This window comes from Tenacibaculum singaporense, assembly GCF_003867015.1.
Lineage (GTDB): Bacteria > Bacteroidota > Bacteroidia > Flavobacteriales > Flavobacteriaceae > Polaribacter > Polaribacter singaporensis.
This window is the reverse complement of record NZ_CP032548.1, coordinates 393,214-416,446: the sequence shown is the minus strand read 5'-3', so window position 1 is coordinate 416,446 and position 23,233 is coordinate 393,214. Positions and strand designations below refer to the sequence as shown.

The 23,233-nt window shown below is 31.5% G+C and carries 19 protein-coding genes; 13 read left to right on the top strand and 6 right to left on the bottom strand.

Annotated features, from left to right (window positions below; all coding sequences use genetic code 11):
• The first annotated feature begins 3 nt into the window (after positions 1 to 3).
• From D6T69_RS01850 to D6T69_RS01840, 3 genes are read left to right on the top strand one after another with little or no spacing between them, the layout of a single operon-like run.
• On the top strand, positions 4 to 1,104 hold the full coding sequence (locus tag D6T69_RS01850) for a heparan-alpha-glucosaminide N-acetyltransferase domain-containing protein (RefSeq protein ID WP_125066185.1): 1,101 nt from the start codon (positions 4 to 6) through the stop codon (positions 1,102 to 1,104).
• A 2-nt stretch (positions 1,105 to 1,106) separates the two neighbouring features.
• On the top strand, positions 1,107 to 2,135 hold the full coding sequence (locus D6T69_RS01845) for an alpha/beta hydrolase (protein WP_125066184.1): 1,029 nt from the start codon (positions 1,107 to 1,109) through the stop codon (positions 2,133 to 2,135).
• 3 nt (positions 2,136 to 2,138) lie between these two features.
• Positions 2,139 to 3,050, top strand: a complete 912-nt coding sequence (locus D6T69_RS01840) for a sterol desaturase family protein (RefSeq protein WP_206197829.1) — start codon at positions 2,139 to 2,141, stop codon at positions 3,048 to 3,050.
• Between the two features lie 19 nt (positions 3,051 to 3,069).
• On the opposite strand, the gene D6T69_RS01835 is transcribed toward D6T69_RS01840, so the two are convergent.
• From D6T69_RS01835 to D6T69_RS01810, 6 genes are all read right to left on the bottom strand, one after another.
• The gene (locus tag D6T69_RS01835; RefSeq protein WP_125066183.1) at positions 3,070 to 4,044 is read right to left on the bottom strand and encodes a helix-turn-helix domain-containing protein; all 975 of its coding nucleotides are present in this window, start codon (positions 4,042 to 4,044) and stop codon (positions 3,070 to 3,072) included.
• Positions 4,045 to 4,080: 36 nt separating this feature from the next.
• Positions 4,081 to 6,153, bottom strand: a complete 2,073-nt coding sequence (locus tag D6T69_RS01830) for a PepSY-associated TM helix domain-containing protein (RefSeq protein WP_125066182.1) — start codon at positions 6,151 to 6,153, stop codon at positions 4,081 to 4,083.
• Positions 6,153 to 6,455, bottom strand: coding sequence for a hypothetical protein (locus D6T69_RS01825; RefSeq protein ID WP_125066181.1), 303 nt, complete (start codon positions 6,453 to 6,455; stop codon positions 6,153 to 6,155). The genes D6T69_RS01830 and D6T69_RS01825 overlap by 1 nt, the downstream gene beginning before the upstream one ends.
• A gap of 1 nt (position 6,456) precedes the next feature.
• On the bottom strand, positions 6,457 to 6,786 hold the full coding sequence (locus D6T69_RS01820) for a hypothetical protein (protein ID WP_125066180.1): 330 nt from the start codon (positions 6,784 to 6,786) through the stop codon (positions 6,457 to 6,459).
• Positions 6,787 to 6,899: 113 nt separating this feature from the next.
• Positions 6,900 to 7,634, bottom strand: a complete 735-nt coding sequence (locus D6T69_RS01815) for a DUF4198 domain-containing protein (RefSeq protein ID WP_125066179.1) — start codon at positions 7,632 to 7,634, stop codon at positions 6,900 to 6,902.
• Positions 7,635 to 7,683: 49 nt separating this feature from the next.
• On the bottom strand, positions 7,684 to 10,032 hold the full coding sequence (locus tag D6T69_RS01810) for a TonB-dependent receptor domain-containing protein (RefSeq protein WP_125066178.1): 2,349 nt from the start codon (positions 10,030 to 10,032) through the stop codon (positions 7,684 to 7,686).
• 367 nt (positions 10,033 to 10,399) lie between these two features.
• On the opposite strand from D6T69_RS01810, the gene D6T69_RS01805 reads away from it, so the two are divergent.
• The 10 genes from D6T69_RS01805 to D6T69_RS01760 all read left to right on the top strand — a co-directional run bounded on the left by D6T69_RS01805 (position 10,400) and on the right by D6T69_RS01760 (position 23,207).
• The gene (locus D6T69_RS01805; RefSeq protein WP_125066177.1) at positions 10,400 to 11,557 is read left to right on the top strand and encodes a homogentisate 1,2-dioxygenase; all 1,158 of its coding nucleotides are present in this window, start codon (positions 10,400 to 10,402) and stop codon (positions 11,555 to 11,557) included.
• An 84-nt stretch (positions 11,558 to 11,641) separates the two neighbouring features.
• A complete protein-coding gene (gene hppD, locus D6T69_RS01800; RefSeq protein ID WP_125066176.1) occupies positions 11,642 to 12,802 on the top strand; it encodes a 4-hydroxyphenylpyruvate dioxygenase in 1,161 nt (386 codons plus the stop codon).
• Positions 12,803 to 12,992: 190 nt separating this feature from the next.
• Entirely contained in the window at positions 12,993 to 13,910 is a 918-nt protein-coding gene (locus D6T69_RS01795; protein WP_125066175.1) for a tryptophan 2,3-dioxygenase family protein, read from the top strand.
• A gap of 102 nt (positions 13,911 to 14,012) precedes the next feature.
• Positions 14,013 to 14,789 (top strand): DUF3108 domain-containing protein, encoded by a 777-nt coding sequence (locus D6T69_RS01790; RefSeq protein WP_125066174.1) that lies wholly within the window; start codon positions 14,013 to 14,015, stop codon positions 14,787 to 14,789.
• Between the two features lie 99 nt (positions 14,790 to 14,888).
• Positions 14,889 to 16,169 carry a peptidoglycan DD-metalloendopeptidase family protein gene (locus D6T69_RS01785; protein ID WP_125066173.1) on the top strand — a complete coding sequence of 427 codons (1,281 nt, stop codon included), beginning with the start codon at positions 14,889 to 14,891 and terminating at the stop codon, positions 16,167 to 16,169.
• Between the two features lie 2 nt (positions 16,170 to 16,171).
• Positions 16,172 to 17,743, top strand: a complete 1,572-nt coding sequence (gene pgi, locus D6T69_RS01780; RefSeq protein WP_125066172.1) for a glucose-6-phosphate isomerase — start codon at positions 16,172 to 16,174, stop codon at positions 17,741 to 17,743.
• 217 nt (positions 17,744 to 17,960) lie between these two features.
• Complete coding sequence (locus D6T69_RS01775) at positions 17,961 to 20,798, top strand: TonB-dependent receptor (protein WP_125066171.1); 2,838 nt, start codon at positions 17,961 to 17,963, stop codon at positions 20,796 to 20,798.
• 96 nt (positions 20,799 to 20,894) lie between these two features.
• The gene (locus D6T69_RS01770) at positions 20,895 to 21,317 is read left to right on the top strand and encodes a hypothetical protein (RefSeq protein WP_125069134.1); all 423 of its coding nucleotides are present in this window, start codon (positions 20,895 to 20,897) and stop codon (positions 21,315 to 21,317) included.
• A gap of 142 nt (positions 21,318 to 21,459) precedes the next feature.
• The gene (locus tag D6T69_RS01765; protein ID WP_125066170.1) at positions 21,460 to 22,188 is read left to right on the top strand and encodes a lysophospholipid acyltransferase family protein; all 729 of its coding nucleotides are present in this window, start codon (positions 21,460 to 21,462) and stop codon (positions 22,186 to 22,188) included.
• A 38-nt stretch (positions 22,189 to 22,226) separates the two neighbouring features.
• Positions 22,227 to 23,207 carry an acyl-ACP desaturase gene (locus D6T69_RS01760; protein ID WP_125066169.1) on the top strand — a complete coding sequence of 327 codons (981 nt, stop codon included), beginning with the start codon at positions 22,227 to 22,229 and terminating at the stop codon, positions 23,205 to 23,207.
• The last annotated feature ends 26 nt before the right edge of the window (positions 23,208 to 23,233 follow it).

Below are 23,233 nucleotides of genomic sequence, written 5' to 3'. Positions count from 1 at the left end.
CAAATGCAAAAAACACAAAGAGTAAGAGCAGTAGACTTTGTAAGAGGGTTTAGTGTTCTTATTATGATTCCAGTACATGTGATGATGATTTTTTCCAATATGGATACTTGGGAAAACTCGATAACTGGAAATATAGCTCAGATATTAGAAAGAGGATCACCGGTTTTCCTTATTGTAATGGGAATATCATTTGCATTCTCAAGAAACTCAAATAAAAAAGGAATCCTTAAAAAAGCTTTATTCATTATTACTTTAGGGTACATTTTAAACTTCTTAAGATTTATAGTACCACTTTTATTTTTTGGAGGTTTTCCAGAAAGTTTTGTAGAAGCAAGTGGGCTTCAAGTAAGTAATCCGTATGGCATGTTAAACTACTTCTTAAAAGGAGATATGTTTCAACTGATAGGTATATCATTGTTTTTAATAGGGATATCGTTCAAGTTCTTAATTAAGAATAAAAACATACTCATACATATAGCACTGGTCGTTATGTGGCTTTCAAAAATTGTAAGTGGTATTCAGTTAGGAATCCCTGGGGTAGATTATGTTTTAAACCTTATTTGGGGTAATAACTTTGATGTGTACTTTCCTTTATTTCCGTGGATTTCATTTGTTCTAATGGGACTGTATTTAGGATTAAGATACCAGGAAGCACCTGAAAATGCCGATAAATCTTTGTTCAGACCAATGTTGTATATAGGCATCGTTTTTCTTGTAACAGGAAAGTTGTTGTGTGATTATAATTATGAATACCATTTTGGAGATTATTATCATTTAGGTCCAGGAGGAAGTATGGGATTAATGGGGTGTATCTTAGTTCTTTTCTGGGTGTATTATATAATAGAACAAAATCTTCCTAAGAACAATTATGTAAGCAGATTGTTTTTTTACTGTAGTAAGAATGTTACCCCTTTTTATATGATACAGTGGGTGTTAATTTATTGGTTGTTAGTGTTTACAGAATTTTCAGCTTATAACGAACCAATGGTTTTAGCCATTATGTTGGCTGTAAACTTAGGAACTTTCAGCTTATTATATCTGTTTAACAAATACAAGGTTGCTAAGAGAAGTAAAAAAACAAGGGTAACACAACAAATGGCATAAGTATGAAGAAGTTATTAGTTATTATCGTTGTTTTGTTACAGTTTAAATCCGTAGCACAAGCAACATTAGCAGGGAGTTATGGATTAGACCCTATCGTTCAAGAATTTTTAGAAGCAATTCATTCTTATCAAGGCCCACCATTACAAGATTTGCCTTTGGATGTGGGAAGGCTAGCAATGGAAAACATGCAAAAAGATTCAACCTTAACGTATGATGAAGTAACTTTTACAAAAGTTACCTTTAAAGAAGAGAATCAAAAAGTAAACGCAGTAATAATTAAGCCTAAAAAAGAACAAAAGTTGCTTCCTACATTAATATACTTTCATGGAGGAGGTTGGGTGTTTAATAGTTTTGAAACACATAAACGTTTGATGAGAGATATTGTTTTAAAAGCCAATGTAGGTGTTGTTTTTGTAGAGTATTCTAGAGCACCAGAAGTAAAATACCCTGTGACAAATGAAGAAGGATATACAGCAGCTTTATTTATATCGAAATATGGAAAAAGATATGGATTAGATTCAAACAGAATTATAGTTGGTGGTGACAGCGTAGGAGGAAATATGGCAACAGTCGTAGCAATGAAGGCTAAAGGAAAAGGAGCCCCTAAAATTCTTGGGCAAGTGTTGTTGTATCCTGTAACCGATGCTAATTTAAATACCAAATCATACGAACAATTTTCTAAAGGACATTATTTAACTAGAGCTACTATGCAATGGTTTTGGGAAGTATATGCTCCTGATAATAGTACGCAATCATTAGCAACTGTAGCCCCTTTAAAAGCTAGTTTAGAGGAACTTCAAAATTTACCTAAAACACTTTTAATAACAGCAGAATATGATGTGTTAAGAGATGAAGGTGAGGCGTACGCTAAAAAATTAAGAGAAGCTAAAGTACCAGTTATTTCAACAAGATATGGAGGAACAATACACGATTTTATAGTATTAAATGCCCTTAGAGAAACAGAAGCTTCAAAAGCAGCAGTAGCACAAGTCTGTACTTTTTTAATGAATAATTTTTATAACAATAATTAAGAAATGGATTTATCATCTATAAAAACACTTGTAGGTCAATTAGAACACATGAGTGTAATAGTGCTTGTTTTAATGCTAGTTGAATGGGGAATTCTTATAGTAACAAGTTATGTAGAAAAAAACAAAGAAGGAGTCGTTAGTATTGTATCTTATTTAGTGCAAAGTATACCATATTTTTTATTGTCAAAAGTGTTTGTTGTGGCTAGCATGTTTTGGTTGTATGAAAACAGACTTTTCACCTTGGGATTTCAATGGTATGTCTGGGTTGCGGCTTACTTGTTGTACGATTTTACAGTGTTTTTTATTCATTTATTAGGACATAAAGTTCGAGTTTTATGGTGTATTCATGGAGTACATCATACTGCAGAAGAAATGAACTTAACTGTAGTTGCACGAGGATCAATATTTGATGTGTTTTTTACTCCGTTTAATTTTATATGGCTTCCAATAGTAGGATTTCATCCATTGATGATTTTTGTAATTGAACCCATAGCACGATTATATGCCACACTAACACATATAAATGAAAAAGTTATTGGGAAACAAAAACAGTTAGATAAGATATTAATTACACCTTCAGTTCATAGGGTGCATCACGCTAAAAATCATATTTATTTAGATAGAAATTATGGTGAAACCTTTAGTATTTGGGATCGCTTATTTAAAACTTTTCAAAAAGAGTTAGATAATGAAAAGATTGAATATGGAATTATGCATGACAAATTGAATAGCGAAAGCCTATGGGATGTGCAGTTTCTATTATGGAAAGAATTATGGTTAGACGTTAAAAATGCACCAAGGTTAATAGACAAAGTAAAATATGTTTTTATGCCTCCAGGTTGGAACCACATTGATGGAGGAAAAAAGGCAAGAGAGTATAGAGAAGAAGCTTGGTTAAATAAACTTGATAAATAAAAGAGTATAAAATTATATTCTAGTTTTTAAGAAGAGAAGAATAATTCTTTCTAAACTCTTTAGGAGTTACTTTTTCAAACTTTTTAAAAGCAGCTGTAAAATGGGTAGGGTTTTTATATCCTACCATATCAGCTACTTCATAAATAGGTTTTTGAGTATGAGCTAATAAGCTTTTAGCCTTCTCCATTCTTAATTTTTTAGAATAATTGAAAATTGTTTCATCGAACAATTTTTTAAACTCATTTTTTAAAACATTTTGATTCAAAAGCACCTTACGAGCAAGTTGCTGTATGGATATTTGTTCGTGTAGATTTGTTTGAAGTATAGCTTCTACCTTATATATTTTCTTAAGAATATTTTCATTAGAGCTGCTTGCTTTTTCTGTACGAACGGCTAATTGTAGATGTAGTAATTCTAACGTTTTTGATTCTAAAAAAAGACGTTTAAGCAACCCTTTTTGTGAATTAAGAAGTATTTCATTAACAACTTTCTCCATATTAGGAGTTAATTGTTGAGTAAAGTTTTCTGTTTTTTTTAAACCAAATACCTTGTTATTGGACAAAAGATCCTGCATTTGATGTTTTTGTATAAAAGAATCATACATGCTAATTTTAATTTCGTTTATAGGTTTATCTCTATAAAAAAAGGCTTTGTTCTCTTCATTGTTACTGTATAGAAGGCAACTTTCATTCTTTTCAAGAATAAGGTCATTTTTGGAATCAAGAGAACGAATAATTTTTTCCCCTTCTATTAAAACAGAAAGATCCAAAGAGCTTAAGTTATGATTTGAAGTAAAAAGAAAATCGTGTTTAAATCTAGCATTAATTATAGTAATTAGTAAGCCATCAAAATAGTAGCTAGTTATGATTCCGCTACCATATGAAGGATTAACAGTATAGACACAGGTTGTTATACCACAGTTTATGTTTTTATTTTGTAACTGTAGTATGTTTTTTAAATACAATGTTTCATCATTGACTATGGCAATTTCCATAAAATTGGGGGACAAAGGAAATTTGAATTAAGCTTATTAAATATTTTTAATCCATTTATAAATATTAATGATTAAAAAGATACTTGATATAGCTACTAAAAGGAGCATGAATATTTCAGAGAGGTTACTCGCTTCATGGATAATGGCTTCAAACAAATGATATACGTTATATAAACCAGCAATACTAGCCCAAACTAACGAAGTTATTTTAAACCATTTCTTAGAAACTTCAATAGTTAGTAAACCAAAAAGCAAACACATTCCTTCAAATAAGATGCGATATATGTGATGTATAAAAGGAGCTTCACCTGTTGCGCCTTCCATTACTAAAGTTTCATTGTAGTATATATTGAATAGTCCATATATATGGTGAACTATCCAGCCAATTGCTAAAAATATCCAAAGGATTATAATTTTTGTTCTCATAGGTATGTGATTTTTATTGTTTAATAGTTGCTTTTTCTGGTTAGTTAAATCTTTAGTTGTCTTTTGTGCTTCTTCAGCTAATAAATGTTTGCGATTTTTATAATCTATAGGATGCTTTGTAAAGGCACTTTTAGCTTTTGCTTCTGGTTTAATTTTAAGGTAGATAAATAACGCAGTAATTGAGATACCTATCCATAACAAATCAACTGTAAGAATGTCAAATTGTTTAGCTTTATACGTGTTCCAAATCCAGTTATTAGAAACAATACCACTAGCAATTGGAACTAAAAAACCAAGTACAGCTCCTGCTATTAAAGTAGTTTTATTTGTGAGGTAATTATTTCGTTTAAATCTGAAGAAAATGGTAGCTAGTAACCAAATAACAAAAAACCAAGTATATAAAATGCTCATTTTTTGAGTTTGATAAGCTTCGGGTAACAATTTTACCACCAAGAAAAATAAGGCAATAACAGGAAATAATGACAAACAAATAGCAAGATAAATATGTCCTACTTTAGCTGTGTATAAACGCTGTTTTAAACTCATACTTTTCTTATTACGAGTTTCTATCCATATGAGCACACCAGTAATAATTACAAAACAAGTAATAAGTGCTAGGATAAAGTAAATAACTTTTACAGCAATACCCCCGAAATTACCATAATGTAGGCGGCTTACAGAAAGCTGGATGTCATCTGTATACTTACTTTCATTAGGATTTCTTACAACAGAAGTTTTATCAGTTTCAAAATCGTAAATCACCATTCCCGAACTTAAAAAACGTTCTTTATAATCTAGCTCACCAATTAAGCAATATTTCATGTTGTTACCGCCATAGTTTTTTATTAAAACATAATTAGAATTAAAATGAGACCAGCGGTTAGCGTTTTCTTTTACAAACTGGTTTACACTTGGAATTTCTTTATCTGTTTTAGCAGTCCATTCATAAGATGTACGGTCTGGACGTAAATCTTCCATTAGTTTATTTTGATCTCCACCATATAAAAAATTAGCAGGAAGCAAAACAAAAAGACTTAAACAGAAATAAGCAGCAGTAACAGCATACATAAATTGAAAAGGAAGTCCAATAATACCTAATGCGGTATGTGCGTCTGTCCAGACTCTTTTTAAAGCAATTTTGGGATCAAATTGGTAAAAGTTTGTAATGATTTTTTTCCAATGTACAATCACACCAGTAACAATGGCAAATAAAAAGAATAAGGAAACAAAACCAGCAAGGTAAATTCCAATAATAGGTATTTGTGTAAAGAAATGCAAGCGGTATAAAAATTCTCCTAATCCATATTTCTCTACATAACTAGCTGTTTCACCAGTATGAATATTTATAGCTTGATAGTTTTGGTATTTTGCTTCATCAGGAATGTTTACTGTATCTTTTGCAGCTGAGGTTAACACATAAATGTTGTCACTTTTATGCCCCAAATAAAAACGAATATCTCTACTCGTTAAATGATAATTTTCTGAAAGTTTTTTTAATAAAAAGTCATAGTTAATATTTTCTCGAGCAATATTTTGCGAATGCTTACCGTCTTCCCAAGCTTCTATTTCATCTTTAAAAAGGGCAAAAGATCCTGTAAAAAAAATCACATATAAGGCTACACTTATAACAATACCACTAACGGTATGTGTATTGAAAAACACATTGTAATTTCTGTTACTCATTATACAAATGGATTTTGTTGGTTTCCGAAGTAATAAACAATGTATAGTATTATTAAAGCTACAAGGTATATAACCCAAGCATTCCATCCATTTTTAAACAGAAAAGGAACAATTAACAGAGCACCCCAAACAATAAAAATGGTGTAAATAGAGGTAATTAATATTTCCTTTGGATTGGGTAACCATAAGACTAAACACATGTGTAGTAAAGCACTTATCATATATCCACCTATTAAGCCTGCAGAAATTTTAGCAAACTGTTGCCAAGGTGATTGGTTTAAGTATTTAGAGTTAGCAGGCATATTATAAAAAGTATTCTATTATAAAGGTTAACATAAATAAGACTGTTAAGAAAATATAGTTTATCGTTCTTAAAGGAATAATGAGAATAATAAGACTTAGAAACAGAGAAATAGCTACAAGCCATGTGATAATTCCTGCTGAAAGCCCAAAAAAAGAGATGGATAAGAATAACCCTATAAGTAAGAAGATTAATCCAGTTGTTTTGGTGAAAAAACTATTAGACTGAAACCATTTTTGCAAGGTAAAACTATCAGATCGATAAGCTTTTTCAGAGGAGTTATATAAGGCATAACATCCGAGGAAAATAATAAGAAAGGTAACTGTTTTCATAGTGGTTTATTGAAATAACAAAACCCTAAACATAAAAGTTCAGAGCTTTGTGTTTGCAACATTTAATAATTCAAATAGCTATTCATAGTTCAGTTAAAGTTTATAACTAAAACTTATAGTTTGTTGTCAATGAAATATGTAGCACAGTGCCAAATAATTTTATAGTCATCTCCTTTGTAGGTGCCAGGAGTTTTTTCTTCATGAGTAGTTTCTACTGTATACATAGTTTTTTTAGGTAACTTGAAAGTAACCAATCCTTTTTTATTGGTTTTTTCTTTTACAAACCATTTGCCTTCAGCAAACAATGTAACTTCCCCATCTTTTAAGGCTGAATTTTTATACAATACTTTTAAAGTGATTTCATCAGTGTTTTTATGATGTTTTGGAGTGACATCTATAATTTCAATTCCTTTTGGGTTTGTACTTCTTAATTCACTAATTGAGTTACCAACTACCACTCGTGCTTTTGCGTGATATTCCGGTTTAAAGATTGTATAATCGTATTTTGTATAGTCAAACACTTTTATTTTTTTGTTGTCTAAAGCAATAGTATAGGTTCCTTTTTGTTGTGGAATAAAAGAAGTGCTATAGTAATCGTTTTTAGCGATTGTTTGTAAAGAGGTCTTACTTCCATCAGGAGCGATTAACCAAATAGTAAAGTCTTTTACATTGTTATAGTTATCTCCTCCTACCTTTTCAATAACACCTTCAGAAAATTCTCCAAAACGAATTTTAATTTCGTGTTCGTTGTTTAGTTTTCCTGTAGGGTTGGTTTCAATCCATAAGTAATGAGCAAACGAATTACTAATTACTGTTAAAAATAGTATTGTTAAAATTGATTTTTTCATTTTTAATAATTTATAAAACCACCTAAGAAAATAGGTGGTTTTAGTTTATTTAGAATAAGTTGTAAGTAAGAGATACTCTACCGTTAATTCCTGGTTCAGATTGCCAGTATAAGTACGTTCCGTAGTTTGCACCAGAATACAAATGTTTGTTTAAAATATTGTTGATATTTAAAGCAACACGTAATTTGTTGTTCTTCCAATGAATACCACCATCCATTCTAAAATAGTCAGGTAATTCTGTTTTGTTGTCTGCGTTCCAAGCCCAAGAAGATCTATCTACTAAATATTGATATCCTAGAGAAAGACCAAAACCTTTCAGAGCTGAATTTTCATTAAAGTTATAATTTAACCACCCATTAGTGATATGTTTTGCATGTCCAGCAATTCTTGTTCCTACTGTATTTGGAATGTCAGACTTTGCAATCTCAACATTTGTATTTGCGTAATTTAACAATAAGTCTAATTCACTTGTAATGTGTGCTTGCATATCAAATTCAAAACCTTTCGACTCTACTTCTCCAAGTAAAATGCTAAACTGACGAGTAGGATCGGTAGGATCACTTGTAGTCATGTTATTTTTATTGATAATATATGCACTTAATGAAGCGTTTATTTTACCGTTTAACCAATTGGTTTTTAAACCAGCTTCGTAAATAGTTCCTTCAATAGGGTCAAACCTCTTTCCTGTATTATCAATAGCATCATTTGCTAAGAATGATTGGTCGTATAATCCATAAGCGGTAATTTGCGGAGTAATATCAGCACTTAAACCAATTCTAGGAGTAAATTTTTTAGTGGTAATATCCCCTTTAGGCTGTAATTCAGTATACCTACCCGCTAATGTTAAACGTATTTTATTCTCTAAAAACCCTATTTCATCTTGTGCATACAAAGAATTAATTTTAGTTCCGTAAGTATATAAACTAGCGCGTTCTTTTAAAGGAGTACTTCTATCAAATACTGGAAAAACTCTATCTCCATAAGTTGGGTTATAAATATTGAATGGATTAGCAGGAGAGTCTACCGTACCAGCTTGACTAAAATCAGCAAAATACTCTTTGTCAGTATAATCAAAGCCTCCCATAATTTTATGGCTAACAGCACCTGTGTTGAATTTTCCGTTAGTGTATAACTGGAAATATTCACTTTCAGAAATAGCATCCCAAATGCTTACACTTCTAATAGCATCACCATTATTTTGTATACTACCTAACCATGCAGAAGCCCCTTCTTGTGTGTAAAGCATTGTTACATATTTTGCTTCCACTGACCAGTTTTCGTTAAAGTTATGAGTTAGTTGGTTTAGTAAACTAACTTCTTTAATGTCAGTATCTGGGAAATTACTATCAACCATAGTAAAATCTTTTGGTAGGCTACCAAACCCTTTATCAACAGGACCAAATATATAAGCTGCACCAATAAGAGTGTTAAGTTTTTGGAAAGAAAATTCGGTTAAGAAGTTTGTTTTATCTGTTATTTTATAAGATAAAGAAGGAGCGATACCAATACGTTCGGTATCTTCAAACTTTCTATGACTTCCTGTATTTTGATATAAAAGATTTAAACGAGCTAATAAACGTTTGTCGCTTGTTAAAGCACCACCAAAGTCAGCCGCCGCTCTATAAGTGTCAAAACTACCAGCCATTAAGTTTACATATCCAATTTTTTCTTCTGTAGGTTTTTTGGTTACTACATTGTAAAAACCACCAGGTTCACCAGCAGCCATCATAAAACCAGAAGGTCCTTTAACAAATTCAATACGATCTACCATAAAAGTATCTTCGGATAATGGTCCCCAAGAATCTTGGATGTTCACTCCATTCCTAAAAGCAGGTAATCTGAATCCGCGCATGTTAACACGAGCAAAATGTCCCCAATGCTCTATATTACTAACACCACTAACATTTTTAAAAGCACCTTCTAGCATGTTTGTAACAAGTTGATCTTGTAATATTTCTGAACCTACTACTTGAACATTTTGCGGTAATTGTTTAATTGGAGTTTTTAAGCGTAAAGAATTTGAAACATTGTTTTTAGAATATCTGTTTTTTACTCCATTAATCGTAACTTCATCTAATTGATCAATAGCCTCTTTAAGAATAATTTTACCAAGATTTTTAGATTCGTTACCCTTAAGTTTTACGGTAATTGTTTTTCTTTCAAAACCAACCATTGATAAGTTAACTACATATTTACCTTTTTTTAAGTTTTTGAATTCAAACTCTCCTTTTTCGTTGCTGACGAGTCCTTTGTCAGTTGGAGTTAAAGTTATGTTTACTGAAGTAAGGAAATCATTATTGTCTGATATGATGATTCCTTTAATAGAATTGTTTTGGGCAACTAATGTTGTCGTAATAAATAAAAACAATACCAACGATACAGGTATAATTTTTTTCATTTTGTTTCTTTATTTAGATTTAATAAAAATTATTTTAACAACACAAATGTATTCCAGGAGGTTTAAGTATCAAAATTTATTTAGATTAATTTTAAATAAAAAAATCTAAAATTTTGAAATTTAATGAGATATCAACATCTTTTAATTTTGGTATATTTGTAAAACGCAACTAAAAAACCTATTAAAATGCATTGGAAAGATCTTTTAGCGCATTTAAAGTTCATGATAAAACGGAATCCGGAGTAGCTATTTTTGATTGATTTTTGAGATTTAGTCACCACTAGTAATTAGTAGGATAAACTGACTAATAAAGAAAGGGAGTTAATTGGGAGATTAACAAATTGTTGAATTATAAAATTAAGAAAAGATGCCTTTTTATCATAAATTAGGAAAAATTCCACATAAGCGACATATTCAGTTTCGTAAAGAAGACGGAAGTTTATATTACGAACAATTATTTGGTACGATTGGTTTTGATGGAATGTCTACTAACAGTTACCATGAATATAGACCAACAATGGTCAAAGAAATTCGTAAACAATATTCGGTAGCACCTAAAGTAGCGAAAGAAAATAATATTCAATCATATCGTTTTAGAGGATTTCAAGTGCAGCCAGAAAATGACTATTTAAAAAGTAGAAAAGTAGTACTTACCAACTCTGACTGTAATATCATTTTAGCGGCTCCAAAAGAGTCTACCAAAGAATATTTTTACAAGAATACTGATGCAGATGAGGTAATTTTTATCCATAAAGGAACAGGGAAGTTACGTACGATGTTAGGTAATTTAGATTTCAAATATGGTGATTATTTAGTAATCCCTCGCGGAATCATATACAAATTAGATTTCGATACGGAAGATAATAGATTGTTTATTGTAGAATCTTATCGTCCAGTATACACTCCAAAAAGATACCGTAACTGGTTTGGCCAATTATTAGAACACTCGCCATTTTGTGAGCGTGATATTCGCAGGCCAGAAGAATTAGAAACACATAACGAAAAAGGAGACTTCGTTATCAATGTAAAAAAACAAAACGAAATTATTGAAATGGTATATGCAACACATCCTTTTGATGTTGTTGGTTATGATGGATATAATTATCCTTATGCTTTTTCAATTCATGATTTTGAACCAATAACAGGACGTATACATCAGCCGCCTCCAGTACATCAAACATTTGAAACAGATGCATTTGTAATCTGTAGTTTTGTGCCTCGTTTATACGATTATCATCCAGAAGCTATTCCAGCACCATACAATCATAGTAATATTGATTCTGACGAAGTATTATACTATGTAGATGGAGATTTTATGAGTAGAAATGATATAGATGCAGGTCATATTTCTTTACATCCAGCAGGTATTCCTCACGGGCCACATCCAGGAGCTACTGAAAGAAGTATTGGAGAAAAAGTAACTGAAGAACTAGCGGTAATGGTTGATACTTTTAAGCCATTAAAAGTAACTGAAGAAGCTATGAAAATAGCAGATGAAGATTATTATAAATCTTGGCTTGAGTAATTCAGTATATTAATGTGACAATTTGAAAATGTGTCAATTCAATTTTCAAATTAACTAATTATCAAATTTTCAAAATAGAGAGAAATGTCAAAAGAAATAAAATCAGTAAACTACGGTTTAGAAAAAATATTTGAAGGAGCGCAAGACTTCTTACCACTTTTAGGAACAGATTATGTTGAGTTTTATGTAGGAAACGCAAAACAAGCAGCACATTTTTATAAAACAGCTTTTGGTTTTCAATCACACGCATATAAAGGTTTAGAAACCGGTTCTACAGAAGAAGTAAGTTATGTGTTAAAGCAAGATAAAATTAAATTAGTTTTAACAACACCATTAAATAGTAAATCTCCAATTAATGATCATATTGTAAAACATGGTGATGGAGTTAAAGTGGTAGCGCTTTGGGTAGAAGATGCAAGAAAAGCATACGAAGAAACAACTTCAAGAGGGGCGAAGTCATATATGGAGCCAACTGTTGAAACAGATGAACATGGAGAGGTTGTAAGAGCAGGGATTTACACGTATGGAGAAACAGTTCATATGTTTGTTGAGCGTAAAAACTACAACGGAACATTTTTACCAGGTTTCCAAAAATGGGAGTCAGATTATAATCCACCAGCAGCAGGATTAAAATATATCGACCACATGGTAGGTAATGTTGGTTGGAATCAAATGGATGTTTGGGTAAAATGGTATGAAGATGTAATGGGGTTTGAAAACTTCTTATCATTTGATGATAAACAAATTCATACAGAATACTCGGCTTTAATGAGTAAAGTAATGTCTAACGGAAATGGAAGAATTAAGTTTCCAATTAATGAACCAGCTGAAGGAAAAAAACGTTCTCAAATTGAAGAGTATTTAGATTTTTATGAAGGAGCAGGTGTGCAACATATTGCAGTAGCTACTGACGATATTATAAAAACAGTAAGCCAATTAAAATCTCAAGGAGTAGAGTTTTTATCAACTCCGCCAGAAGCATATTACCAAGCAGTTCCTGGCAGATTGGAAGAATTTAGTCATGAGTTAAGAGAAGATATTGAAAAGCTAAAATCTTTAGGAATTATGATAGATGCTGATGAAGAAGGATACTTATTGCAAATCTTTACAAAACCAGTAGAAGATCGTCCTACATTATTCTTTGAAATCATTCAGCGTATGGGAGCTCGTGGTTTTGGAGCTGGAAACTTTAAAGCATTGTTCGAATCAATTGAAAGAGAACAAGAATTAAGAGGAACTCTGTAAAAACTTATTTTTATAAGATAAAGCAAATTAAAAACCAAGATTCAAGACAGTATAAATTGCCTTGTTTCTTGGTTTCTTAATTATTTATATAATGAATCAAAATAGGTATTTGAATATAAAATCTCCTTTCTCATAAAACTTACTTTATGTTAAGAGTAAGAATTTAGAGTAATAATAAAAGAACAAACAAATGAGTAAAGAAGAAATATTAAAAGCGATAGAAGAAAAATATGATAAATTAGGAGTTCCTGTTGAAGCAATGCTAGAAGGACTGCTTTGGAGTGAACCTATAACCTATTGGGATTATATACAAACAGATGCACTTTTAGGATTGCAAATCCCTAGAACTACGTTGCCAGATGAAATGGTTTTTATCATGTATCATCAAGTAAACGAATTGTTGTTTAAAATGATTTTGTGGGAAATTGATCAGGTAGCAAAATCTGAAGAAATTACAGCAGAAAAATTTTCAAAACACCTAATGCGCATTAGCCGCTATTTTGATATGTTATGTAGTTCGTTTACAGTAATGGGTGACGGAATGGATGTAGACCAATACTTAAAATTCCGTAACACATTAACACCAGCAAGTGGTTTTCAAAGTGCACAATACCGTAAAATTGAATTTGCATCTACTGATCTTATTAATTTAATAGATGCACGTTATAGAGATACAATTGATAGAAACTCATCATTTAAAAATGCCTATGATCATTTATACTGGCAAGCAGCAGGGAAAAATTATACCACAGGTCAAAAAACAACACTTTTAAAATTGTTTGAGAAGAAGTATATGGGTGATTTTATAGATTTTATGGAAGATTATAATGACTGTAACCTTTCAAAAAAATTCAAGCAATTACCTAAAGAAGTCCAAGAGAATGAAGAGCTAATTAAAGCAATGCGTCATTATGATTACACAGTAAATGTAAAATGGGTAATGGCACATTACAATGCTGCAGGGAAGTATTTAGGAGGAAGTGATGGAGATCTAGAGGCTACAGGAGGAAGTAATTGGCGTAAATATTTACACCCAAAATATCAAAGAAGAATTTTCTTTCCGTACCTGTGGAGTCAAGAAGAATTAAAAAACTGGGGAACTTTTTAAGCTCTAGTAATAATAAAATAAAAGCTGTTTAATATTCTGTTAAACAGCTTTTTTAATTTTTGGAACGGTAATTGTCCATCAATTTTCATAAGTTTGAATATTATGAGAAAAAGAATATTGTTTTTTACATTTTTAGTCGTTGCACAAAGTTTTTTTGCACAAAGTGAACCAAGAGCATACAAAAGTGGAGAATGGCTTCGTTTTGATATGAGTTATAGTGGGTTCTTAAAAGCTGGAACAGCGGTTTTACAACTAAAAGAAAAGAGTTTAAATAATCAGAAAGTACTACATGCTGTAGGAACAGGTAAAACAACAGGTGTGATTAGTTGGTTTTTTAAAGTTGAAGATAGGTACGAAAGTTACTTTGGAATTGATAAAGTTGAACCTTATTTATTCAAAAGAAAAATAGATGAAGGAGGTCATAAAAAGAACCGTCATATAACTTTCAACCATAAAAAAAACACAGCGTACGTACAGGATTTTCGTAAGCAAAAAGACACATTAATTTCTGTTAATTCTCCTCAAGATATGATTTCTACCTTCTATTTTTTAAGAAGTCAGAATACTAAAAACTTAAGAAAAGGAGATGAGATTAAACTTGATATGTTTTTTGACAATAAAAGTTACCCATTTAAATTACGATTCTTAGGGCACGAAACCTTAAAAACAAAGTTTGGTAAGGTTAAAACACAAAAGTTTAGGCCATTGGTTCAGGCTGGTAGAGTTTTTAAGGCAAAAGAAAGTGTTACTATTTGGATTTCAGCAGATGATAATAAAATACCAATAAAAATGAAGGCTTCCTTAGCTGTAGGTTCATTGCGCGCAGAATTAGATGCCTATAAAGGTTTAGCAAACCCTTTTGAGATAGTGGTTGATTAAAAAAATCACATAAGCTGTTTAAGAATTGTTAAAGTGGAAGGAAAAATAGTATTTATTTGTACTTTTGCGCATAAACTCAAATTTAAAAGCAGCTTTTTTTTGAAAAAATTCATTCTTACATTCATTCTTCTATGTCTTTTCTTTTCATGTAAAAAAGAAAAGAAAGTAGTTGTAGAAGAACCCGTTAAAATAGAAAAACCAAAACCTGTTATAGCTTATGGGTTTAATTTAGATAATTATAAGGTTATTAACGATACTATAAAAAATGGAGAGAGTTTTGGAGTTATTATGGATAGACATCATGTTATGTATCCAAAAATTAATGAAATAGCAACCAAAATTAAAGACACATTTGATGTAAGAAGAATACGATCAGGGAAAGCATACACAATTTTAGCTTCTAAAGATAGTTTAGATCAAGCTCAGGTTTTTATCTATAAACATAATAAGGTGGAAGCTACTGTTATCGATTTTAAAGATTCAATAATATCTGCATATAAACATAGAAAAAAGATAAAAACGGTTGAAAAAGAAATAGCTGGTAAGATTTATTCTAATTTATCTATAACAATGGATAGTTTGCAACTAAAACCAACATTAACGAATACAGTTGCAGATATTTATGCTTGGACGCTAGATTTTTATCGTCTGCAAAAAGGAGATACATTTAAGTTGATATTTGAAGAAAAATTTATAAATGATACTACATTTGTGGGATATGGTGAAGTAAAAGCCGCAATTTTCACTCATGGAGGTGAAGATTTATATGCTTATAAATTTGTAGCTGATTCTATTAAGAAAATTCCAGAATACTACGATCAAGATGGGAATATGTTGCGAAGAGCATTTTTAAAATCACCTATAAAATTTCAATATCGAATTTCATCACGTTATAATCTAAGAAGACGAATAAAATTATATGGTAACAGAGTAAGGGCTCACAAAGGAACTGATTTTGCTGCTAGGTATGGAACAGAAATTATGTCTACAGCAAATGGTACTGTTATTGAGTCAGCAAGAAGAGGAGGAAACGGAAACTATGTTAAAATAAAGCATAATGGTACTTACACAACACAATACTTACACATGAAAAGACGTAATGTTAGAGTAGGAGATTATGTGAAGCAAGGAGATATTATTGGTTGGGTTGGTATGACAGGTAACACAAGTGGTCCGCATGTTTGTTATCGTTTTTGGAAAAATGGACGTCAAGTAGATCCATTCCGTGAAAAATTACCTTCGGCTGAACCCTTAGATCCTAAAATAAAGCCAACATATTTAGAATATATAAAACCATTAAAAAGACAGTTGGATAGTATAAAATTGCCACAACCAGAACCGCTTTCATTTAAAGAAAAAGAAACTTTAGCTACACATTAATTATGCCATTACAGAATATAAACCCTACAGAAACTAAAGCTTGGGAGAGGTTAACAAAACATTTTAATGAGGCGAAAGGCTATGAGTTAAAGGAACTGTTTCGTAAGAATAAAAACAGAAAAGATGAGTTTTCTATTTATTTAGACGAATTGTCTGTGGATTATTCTAAAAACAGAATAACTCAAGAAACAATTGATTCATTGATTTCTTTAGCTGAAGAAGTTGAATTAAAAGATGCTATTGGAAAATATTTTTCAGGAGATAAAATTAATGTTACAGAAAATAGAGCCGTATTACATACAGCTTTAAGAAGTAACACTGATATTCCTGTTTTTGTAGATGGAAAAGATATAAAGCCTAAAATTAAAACCGCTTTACGAAAGATGAAAGCTTTTAGTAATAAGGTTATTTCAGGTAAATGGAAAGGGTATACAGGAAAATCAATTACAGATATTGTCAACATTGGTGTTGGTGGATCGGATCTAGGTCCTAAAATGGTCGTAGAAGCATTACAGTTTTACAAAAATAAGTTAAATACACACTTTGTATCAAATATTGATGGAGATCATGTTGCTGAAATCTTAAAAAAAATAAACCCAGAAACGACTCTTTTTGTTATTGTTTCTAAAAGTTTTACTACTCAGGAAACTATTAACAATGCGAATACAATAAGAGATTGGTTTTTAAAGTCAGCAACTGTTTTTGATGTTTCTAAGCATTTTGTAGCAGTATCATGTAATACTAAAGCAGTTGATAATTTTGGGATTGATAAAAAAAACGTATTCCCTATGTGGGATTGGGTTGGGGGTCGATTTTCTCTTTGGTCAACTGTAGGGTTATCAATCTCTTTGTCGTTAGGTTTTGATAATTTTGAAAAATTGCTAAAAGGAGCTGAAAAAATAGATAAACATTTCAGAACTTCTGATTTTAATGAAAATATACCAGTTATATTAGCTTTGTTGAGCGTTTGGTATAATAACTTTTTTGATGCAGAGACTGAAATGGTGATGCCATATAGTGAATGTCTAGAAAAGCTACCTGTTTATTTACAACAAGCTGTGATGGAAAGTAATGGTAAGGATGTAGATAGAAATGGAAATAGGGTAGATTATCAAACAGGAACTATTGTTTGGGGAGGAACAGGTGTAAATTCTCAGCATGCTTTTATGCAGCTATTGCATCATGGAACTAAGTTAATACCAGTTGATTTTATTGGTTTTAAAGAATCATTACATAACTTAGAAAATCATCATGAAAAATTGCTTGCAAATTATTTCGCACAACAAGACGCATTAGCTTTTGGCAGAACAAAAGAAGAAGCACATTTAGATCTAAAAACAAATGGTCAATTAAATCAAATAAATACACTTTTACCTTATAAAATATTTAGAGGTAACCATCCTAGTAATTCAATAGTCTTTAAAAAACTAACACCTTATTCTTTAGGAATGCTTTTAGCTATATATGAACATAAAATTTTTGTACAGGGAGTTATATGGAATATATTTTCATATGATCAATTTGGTGTTGAATTAGGAAAAGAATTGGCTCAAAAAAAACTTACAAACGATTAAACTCTACTCAATCGTATTTTTTTTAGGTTTTTTAACATAGATATAGATTTTGTTAATAATAGTACTTAAAGTTAATTCATTTTAAATCAGCAGGTAATCCGTTGTTTTGTATATTGAGTCGTCTTAATTTCTTGTTAAAACTTAACATTAAGTTAATATTAGCACTAATGAAAAGCGGGATATTTGCACCTGCATTTAATAACAATTAGATTAAAAAATGAAAACATTTAAAAATGTATTACTTGTAGTTTTGTTCTTCGTAACGGCTACAGTTTTAGGTCAAACAAAAATTACTGGTACAGTAGTTGACGAAATGGGGGAACCATTACCAGGAGCGAACGTTGTAGTAAAAGGGACTACAAACGGTTCAGCAACTGATTTTGATGGAAAATTTATACTAAACGCTAGCTCAGAATCTGGGGTAGTAGTAGTATCGTTTGTTGGGTACACCAATAAAGAGGTTTCTTTTTCAGGGACATCTGATTTAGGAACGATTGCTTTAGAACCTTCTAATGTTTTAGGTGAGGTTATCATCACTGGAGTTATCGATGTAGCAAAAGATAGAGAAACTCCTGTAGCAGTATCTACTATCAAAGCTGAAGAAATTCAAGAGAAATTAGGGTCGAAAGAATTTCCAGAGATTTTAAACACAACTCCTTCTGTTTATGCAACAAAACAAGGTGGAGGTTTTGGTGATTCAAGAATCAATATTCGTGGTTTCGATCAAAGAAACACAGCTGTTATGATTAACGGTATGCCTGTTAACGATATGGAAAACGGATGGGTTTATTGGTCTAACTGGGCAGGTTTATCAGATGTAACTTCTGCTATGCAAGTGCAAAGAGGTTTAGGGTCTTCTAAATTAGCAATTTCTTCTGTGGGGGGTACTATAAATGTACTAACTAGTTCAGCTGATAAAAAAGAAGGAGGTAGAGTTTATGCTAGTGTAGGAAATGATAACTACTTAAAGACGACTGTTTCTTACAATACAGGTCTATTAGAAAATGGTATGTCAGTTTCAGCGTTATTTGGTAGAACAAATGGAGATGGTTATGTTGACGGTACTGAATTTGAAGGGTATAGTTACTACTTAGCATTTGGGTACAGACCAAATGATAATCATAACTTACAGTTAACAATTACAGGAGCTCCACAAAGACATAACCAAAGAGGTTTTGCTCCTAGTATAGCTACTTATATTCAATATGGTAGTAATGGAGAACCTAATAGAAGATATAATTCTGATTGGGGGTATAGAAACGGAAAAGAAGATACTTTTAGTGGAAACTTCTACCATAAACCGGTGGCGTCATTAAACTGGGATTGGAATATTAACGATAACTCTAAGTTATCTACTGTTTTATATGCTTCTTTAGGACGTGGAGGATCTGTAGGTTCTTTAGGACGTATAAATGGAGCAAGATCTTATTCAGATGATTTAAAAAATGAAAATGGATTGATTCGTTTTGATGATATTGTAGCGTGGAACTCTGGACAGTCAGTTCCTGATTTTGGAGATGATAGAGAAGGTTATACTGGAGGTGAAGGTGGTCCTGCTTCTATTCAAGGACAGTTTATTAATGGAAATAACAGTAATACACCTCATAGGAATTTAATACCAGGATACGATAGAAATTGGAGATATAGTGCTGAAAATGGAATTACTCAAAGATCTTCAATGAATTCACATAACTGGTTTGGAGTTATTTCTAATTTTAATACAGAATTAAATGAGAATTTAACACTTGACTTTGGTGTTGATTTAAGAACTTATAAAGGAATTCACTATAGAAGATTAGTTGACTTAATGGGAGCAGATGCTTATATTGATAATGATGATATTAATAATTTAGGTAATGTAGTAACTGAAACTTACGAGCCTTCTATCTCTAACATTTTAAATGTATTTTCTAACGTAGATGATGAAGTAAAAGTAGATTATTACAATGATGGTAAAGTAAACTGGATGGGTGGATTTACTCAGTTAGAGTATAAGAACGACGATATTTCTGCATTTATTCAAGCGGCTGTTTCTCGTCAAGGATTTAAAAGAATTGATTACTTCAACTATTTAGATTCTGACCCAGAGCAAGAGTCTGACTGGCAAAATTTATGGGGAGGAAACGTAAAAGGTGGTCTTAACTGGAATATTAATGAAGAGCATAATATTTTTGGTAATGCTGGTTTCTATTCTAAACAACCTTTATTTGATGCAGTATTTCCTAACTTTAATGATAATAACGTAAATGAAGGGTTAACAAACGAAAAGATCTTAGGATTAGAGATAGGTTATGGTTTCCGTCATGAAAATTATAGTGTTAATTTGAACTTATATAGAACATCTTGGAAGGATAGATTCCTAAGAGCATCAGCTACTTTTAACAGAGGTCAAGCAGATGAAGTAAGAGGTACTGCTAACTTAGAGGGTGTTGAACAAGTTCACCAAGGTGTTGAGTTAGATGCAACTGCAAAATTTGGAAACTTAACAGTAAGCTTAATGGGGTCTATAGCTAATTACGAATATGGTGCAGATGTAACTGCTACTTATTTTGATGAAGCAAATAATCCTGTTTTAGTTAATGGTCAAGAGCAAACACAAACTTTATACTTAGATGGTAAAAAAGTTGGTGATGCTCCTCAAACGACTTTCAGATTAGGTTTTGATTACAAAATAACTGAAGGATTAAGGTTTGATATTAGTAGCTTTTACGTAGGGAACTTATATGGTGGTGGAATTGATCCAGAATCTTTTGGAGCTAGCTCTACTGATTCACCGTCAGATATATTAGAAGCTAAAAATAGACAAACTATACAGTTACCAGGTTATGCATTAATAGATACTGGATTATCATATAAGTATAGCTTTAAAAATAATAGCTCTATTGGATTAAGATTAAATGTTAGTAACTTAACTGATGAATTATATATTTCTGAATCTGATACAAACATTGAAGCAAATGCTGGAGATAATACTTACAGAGGAATTAATACAAATAACAGAGTATACTTTGGGTTAGGTAGAACTTGGAATATTGGTGTAAATTATACATTCTAATTGCTGTCTACATAAAATTAAAAACCACCTCAATTGAGGTGGTTTTTTTATGCAGAAAAATCAGTACTTTTACAGATATAAAATTTAAAAATCATGATGAAAACATTGCACTCTTATTGGGCATATATTGTATTAGTAGTTTTAATTTTTACTGTGGTAAATGCTATTATAGGATTAGTACAAAAAAAAGAATTTACCCATAAGGAGTTCCGTTTAGGCTTATTCACGCTAATTACAGCACACATTCAATTATTAATTGGTTTAGGATGGTACTTTATGTCGCCTTGGTATAAAGCTTTAAAAGCTAATGGAGGAGAAGTAATGAAAGAATCAGCGGCAAGATTACTAGCTGTCGAGCACCCATTAATGATGATAATTGCTATTGCCTTAATCACCATAGGATGGTCTAAACATAAAAAACAAGTAAAGAGCGAAGCTAAATTTAAAACCTTTGCCATCTTTTACGGATTGGCTTTAGTACTAATACTAGCAAGAATTCCTTGGAGTAATTGGTTTTAAGACAAATTTATAGTCCCGCTTTCGCGGGATTTTCTATTTTTGCGCACTAGTAAAGTTTTAATAATGAAATCGGTATGTTTTAATAATAGGTTTTTAATTATTAAATAACGAGACTAGGCAAATAATAAAACAACTAAATAGAATGAAAATCTTAAGCTATTTACTCTCATCAATCTTTGCATTGGTGTTTTTTTCTTTACTATTAATCTTTCATCCAATACAATGGCTGGGGTTAAAACTTTTTGGTCAAGAAGGACATCAAAATGTAGTAAATATCATGAATTGGTTTCTAATAAAATCACTGTTAATATTAGGAATTCGTGTTCAGTTTGAAAATAAACATGAGTTACCAGAAAATACTACCTTAATTTTTGTAGCTAATCATCAAAGTACATTTGATATTCCGCCAATTATTTGGTATCTTAGGAGACACTACCCAAAGTTTGTATCCAAAAAAGAATTAGGAAAAGGAATTCCAAGTATCTCTTTCAACTTAAAGTATGGAGGAGCGGCTTTAATTGACAGGAAAGATCCTAAGCAAGCCCTATCTGAATTAGGTAAGTTCGCCAAACGAATTAATAAAAATAAATGGTCTGCAGCGATTTTTCCGGAAGGAACAAGAAGTAGAACAGGAAAACCAAAGGCATTCTCTGTAAACGGACTTAAAATGATAGCTAAATACAATCCACAGGCTTATATCGTTCCGTTATCAATAAATAACTCGTGGAAAGTATTTAAATACGGAAAATTCCCATTAGGAATTGGCAGTCCGATAAAAATCGTAACTCACGAACCTATAAAAGTAGATAGCTTACCGTTTGATGAGTTAATTACCAAAGTGGAAACAACAGTTAAATCTGGAATACACTAAAAACAAACAACAATAAATATAAACCCTTAAATTTAATTATGTCATTACAAAACATTCGAAAGGAAGTAATGCAAACGCTGGAAAAAAATATTGACAGTTTTGTAGACAAATTCTTAATGCCAATAGAGAAGATTTGGCAACCGACCGATTTTTTACCGAACTCACAACAAGATTCTTTTATTGATGAAGTAAAAGAGATTCAAGAGCTTTCAAAAGAACTTGATGATGATTTCTGGGTAGTTTTGGTTGGAGATACTATTACTGAAGAAGCATTACCAACGTATGAATCTTGGTTGTTAGACCTAGATGGAGTAACCCAACAACCGGATAATGGTTGGGCAAAATGGATTCGTGCTTGGACAGCTGAAGAAAATCGCCACGGAGATGTGTTAAACAAGTATTTATATCTATCAGGAAGAGTAAATATGCGTGAGGTAGAAATGTCTACACAGCATTTAATTGCCGACGGATTTGATATCGGTACCGCTACCGATCCGTACAAAAACTTCGTATATACAAGTTTTCAAGAATTAGCAACGTATATTTCACATAATAACGTAGCTAAAATTGCCAAAAAGCAAGGACACAAAGCCTTGGCTAAAATGTCTAAGATCATTGCAGGAGATGAAATGCGTCACCACATGGCCTATACAGAATTTGTAAAAGAAATTTTTAAGATAGACCCAAGTGAGATGATGTTGGCGTTTCAACACATGATGAAACACAAAATAGTTATGCCTGCAATGCATTTAAGAGAATCTTTTGGTGCTAAAGGAAGTTTATTTGACGATTTTTCTACAGTAGCACAACGAGTAGGTGTGTATACTGGTTTTGATTATGTAGATATCTTGAAGAAGTTAAATACGACTTGGGAAATAGATAAGATAACCAATTTAACTCCAGAAGCAGAAAAAGCACGTGATTTCTTAATGAAATTACCGGATAGAATGTATCGAATCACCGAACGTATCGTAGTACCTGATACAAAATTCAATTTTAAATGGATGATTCCTGCATAAGAATAAAAAAGCAACCTATTAGGTTG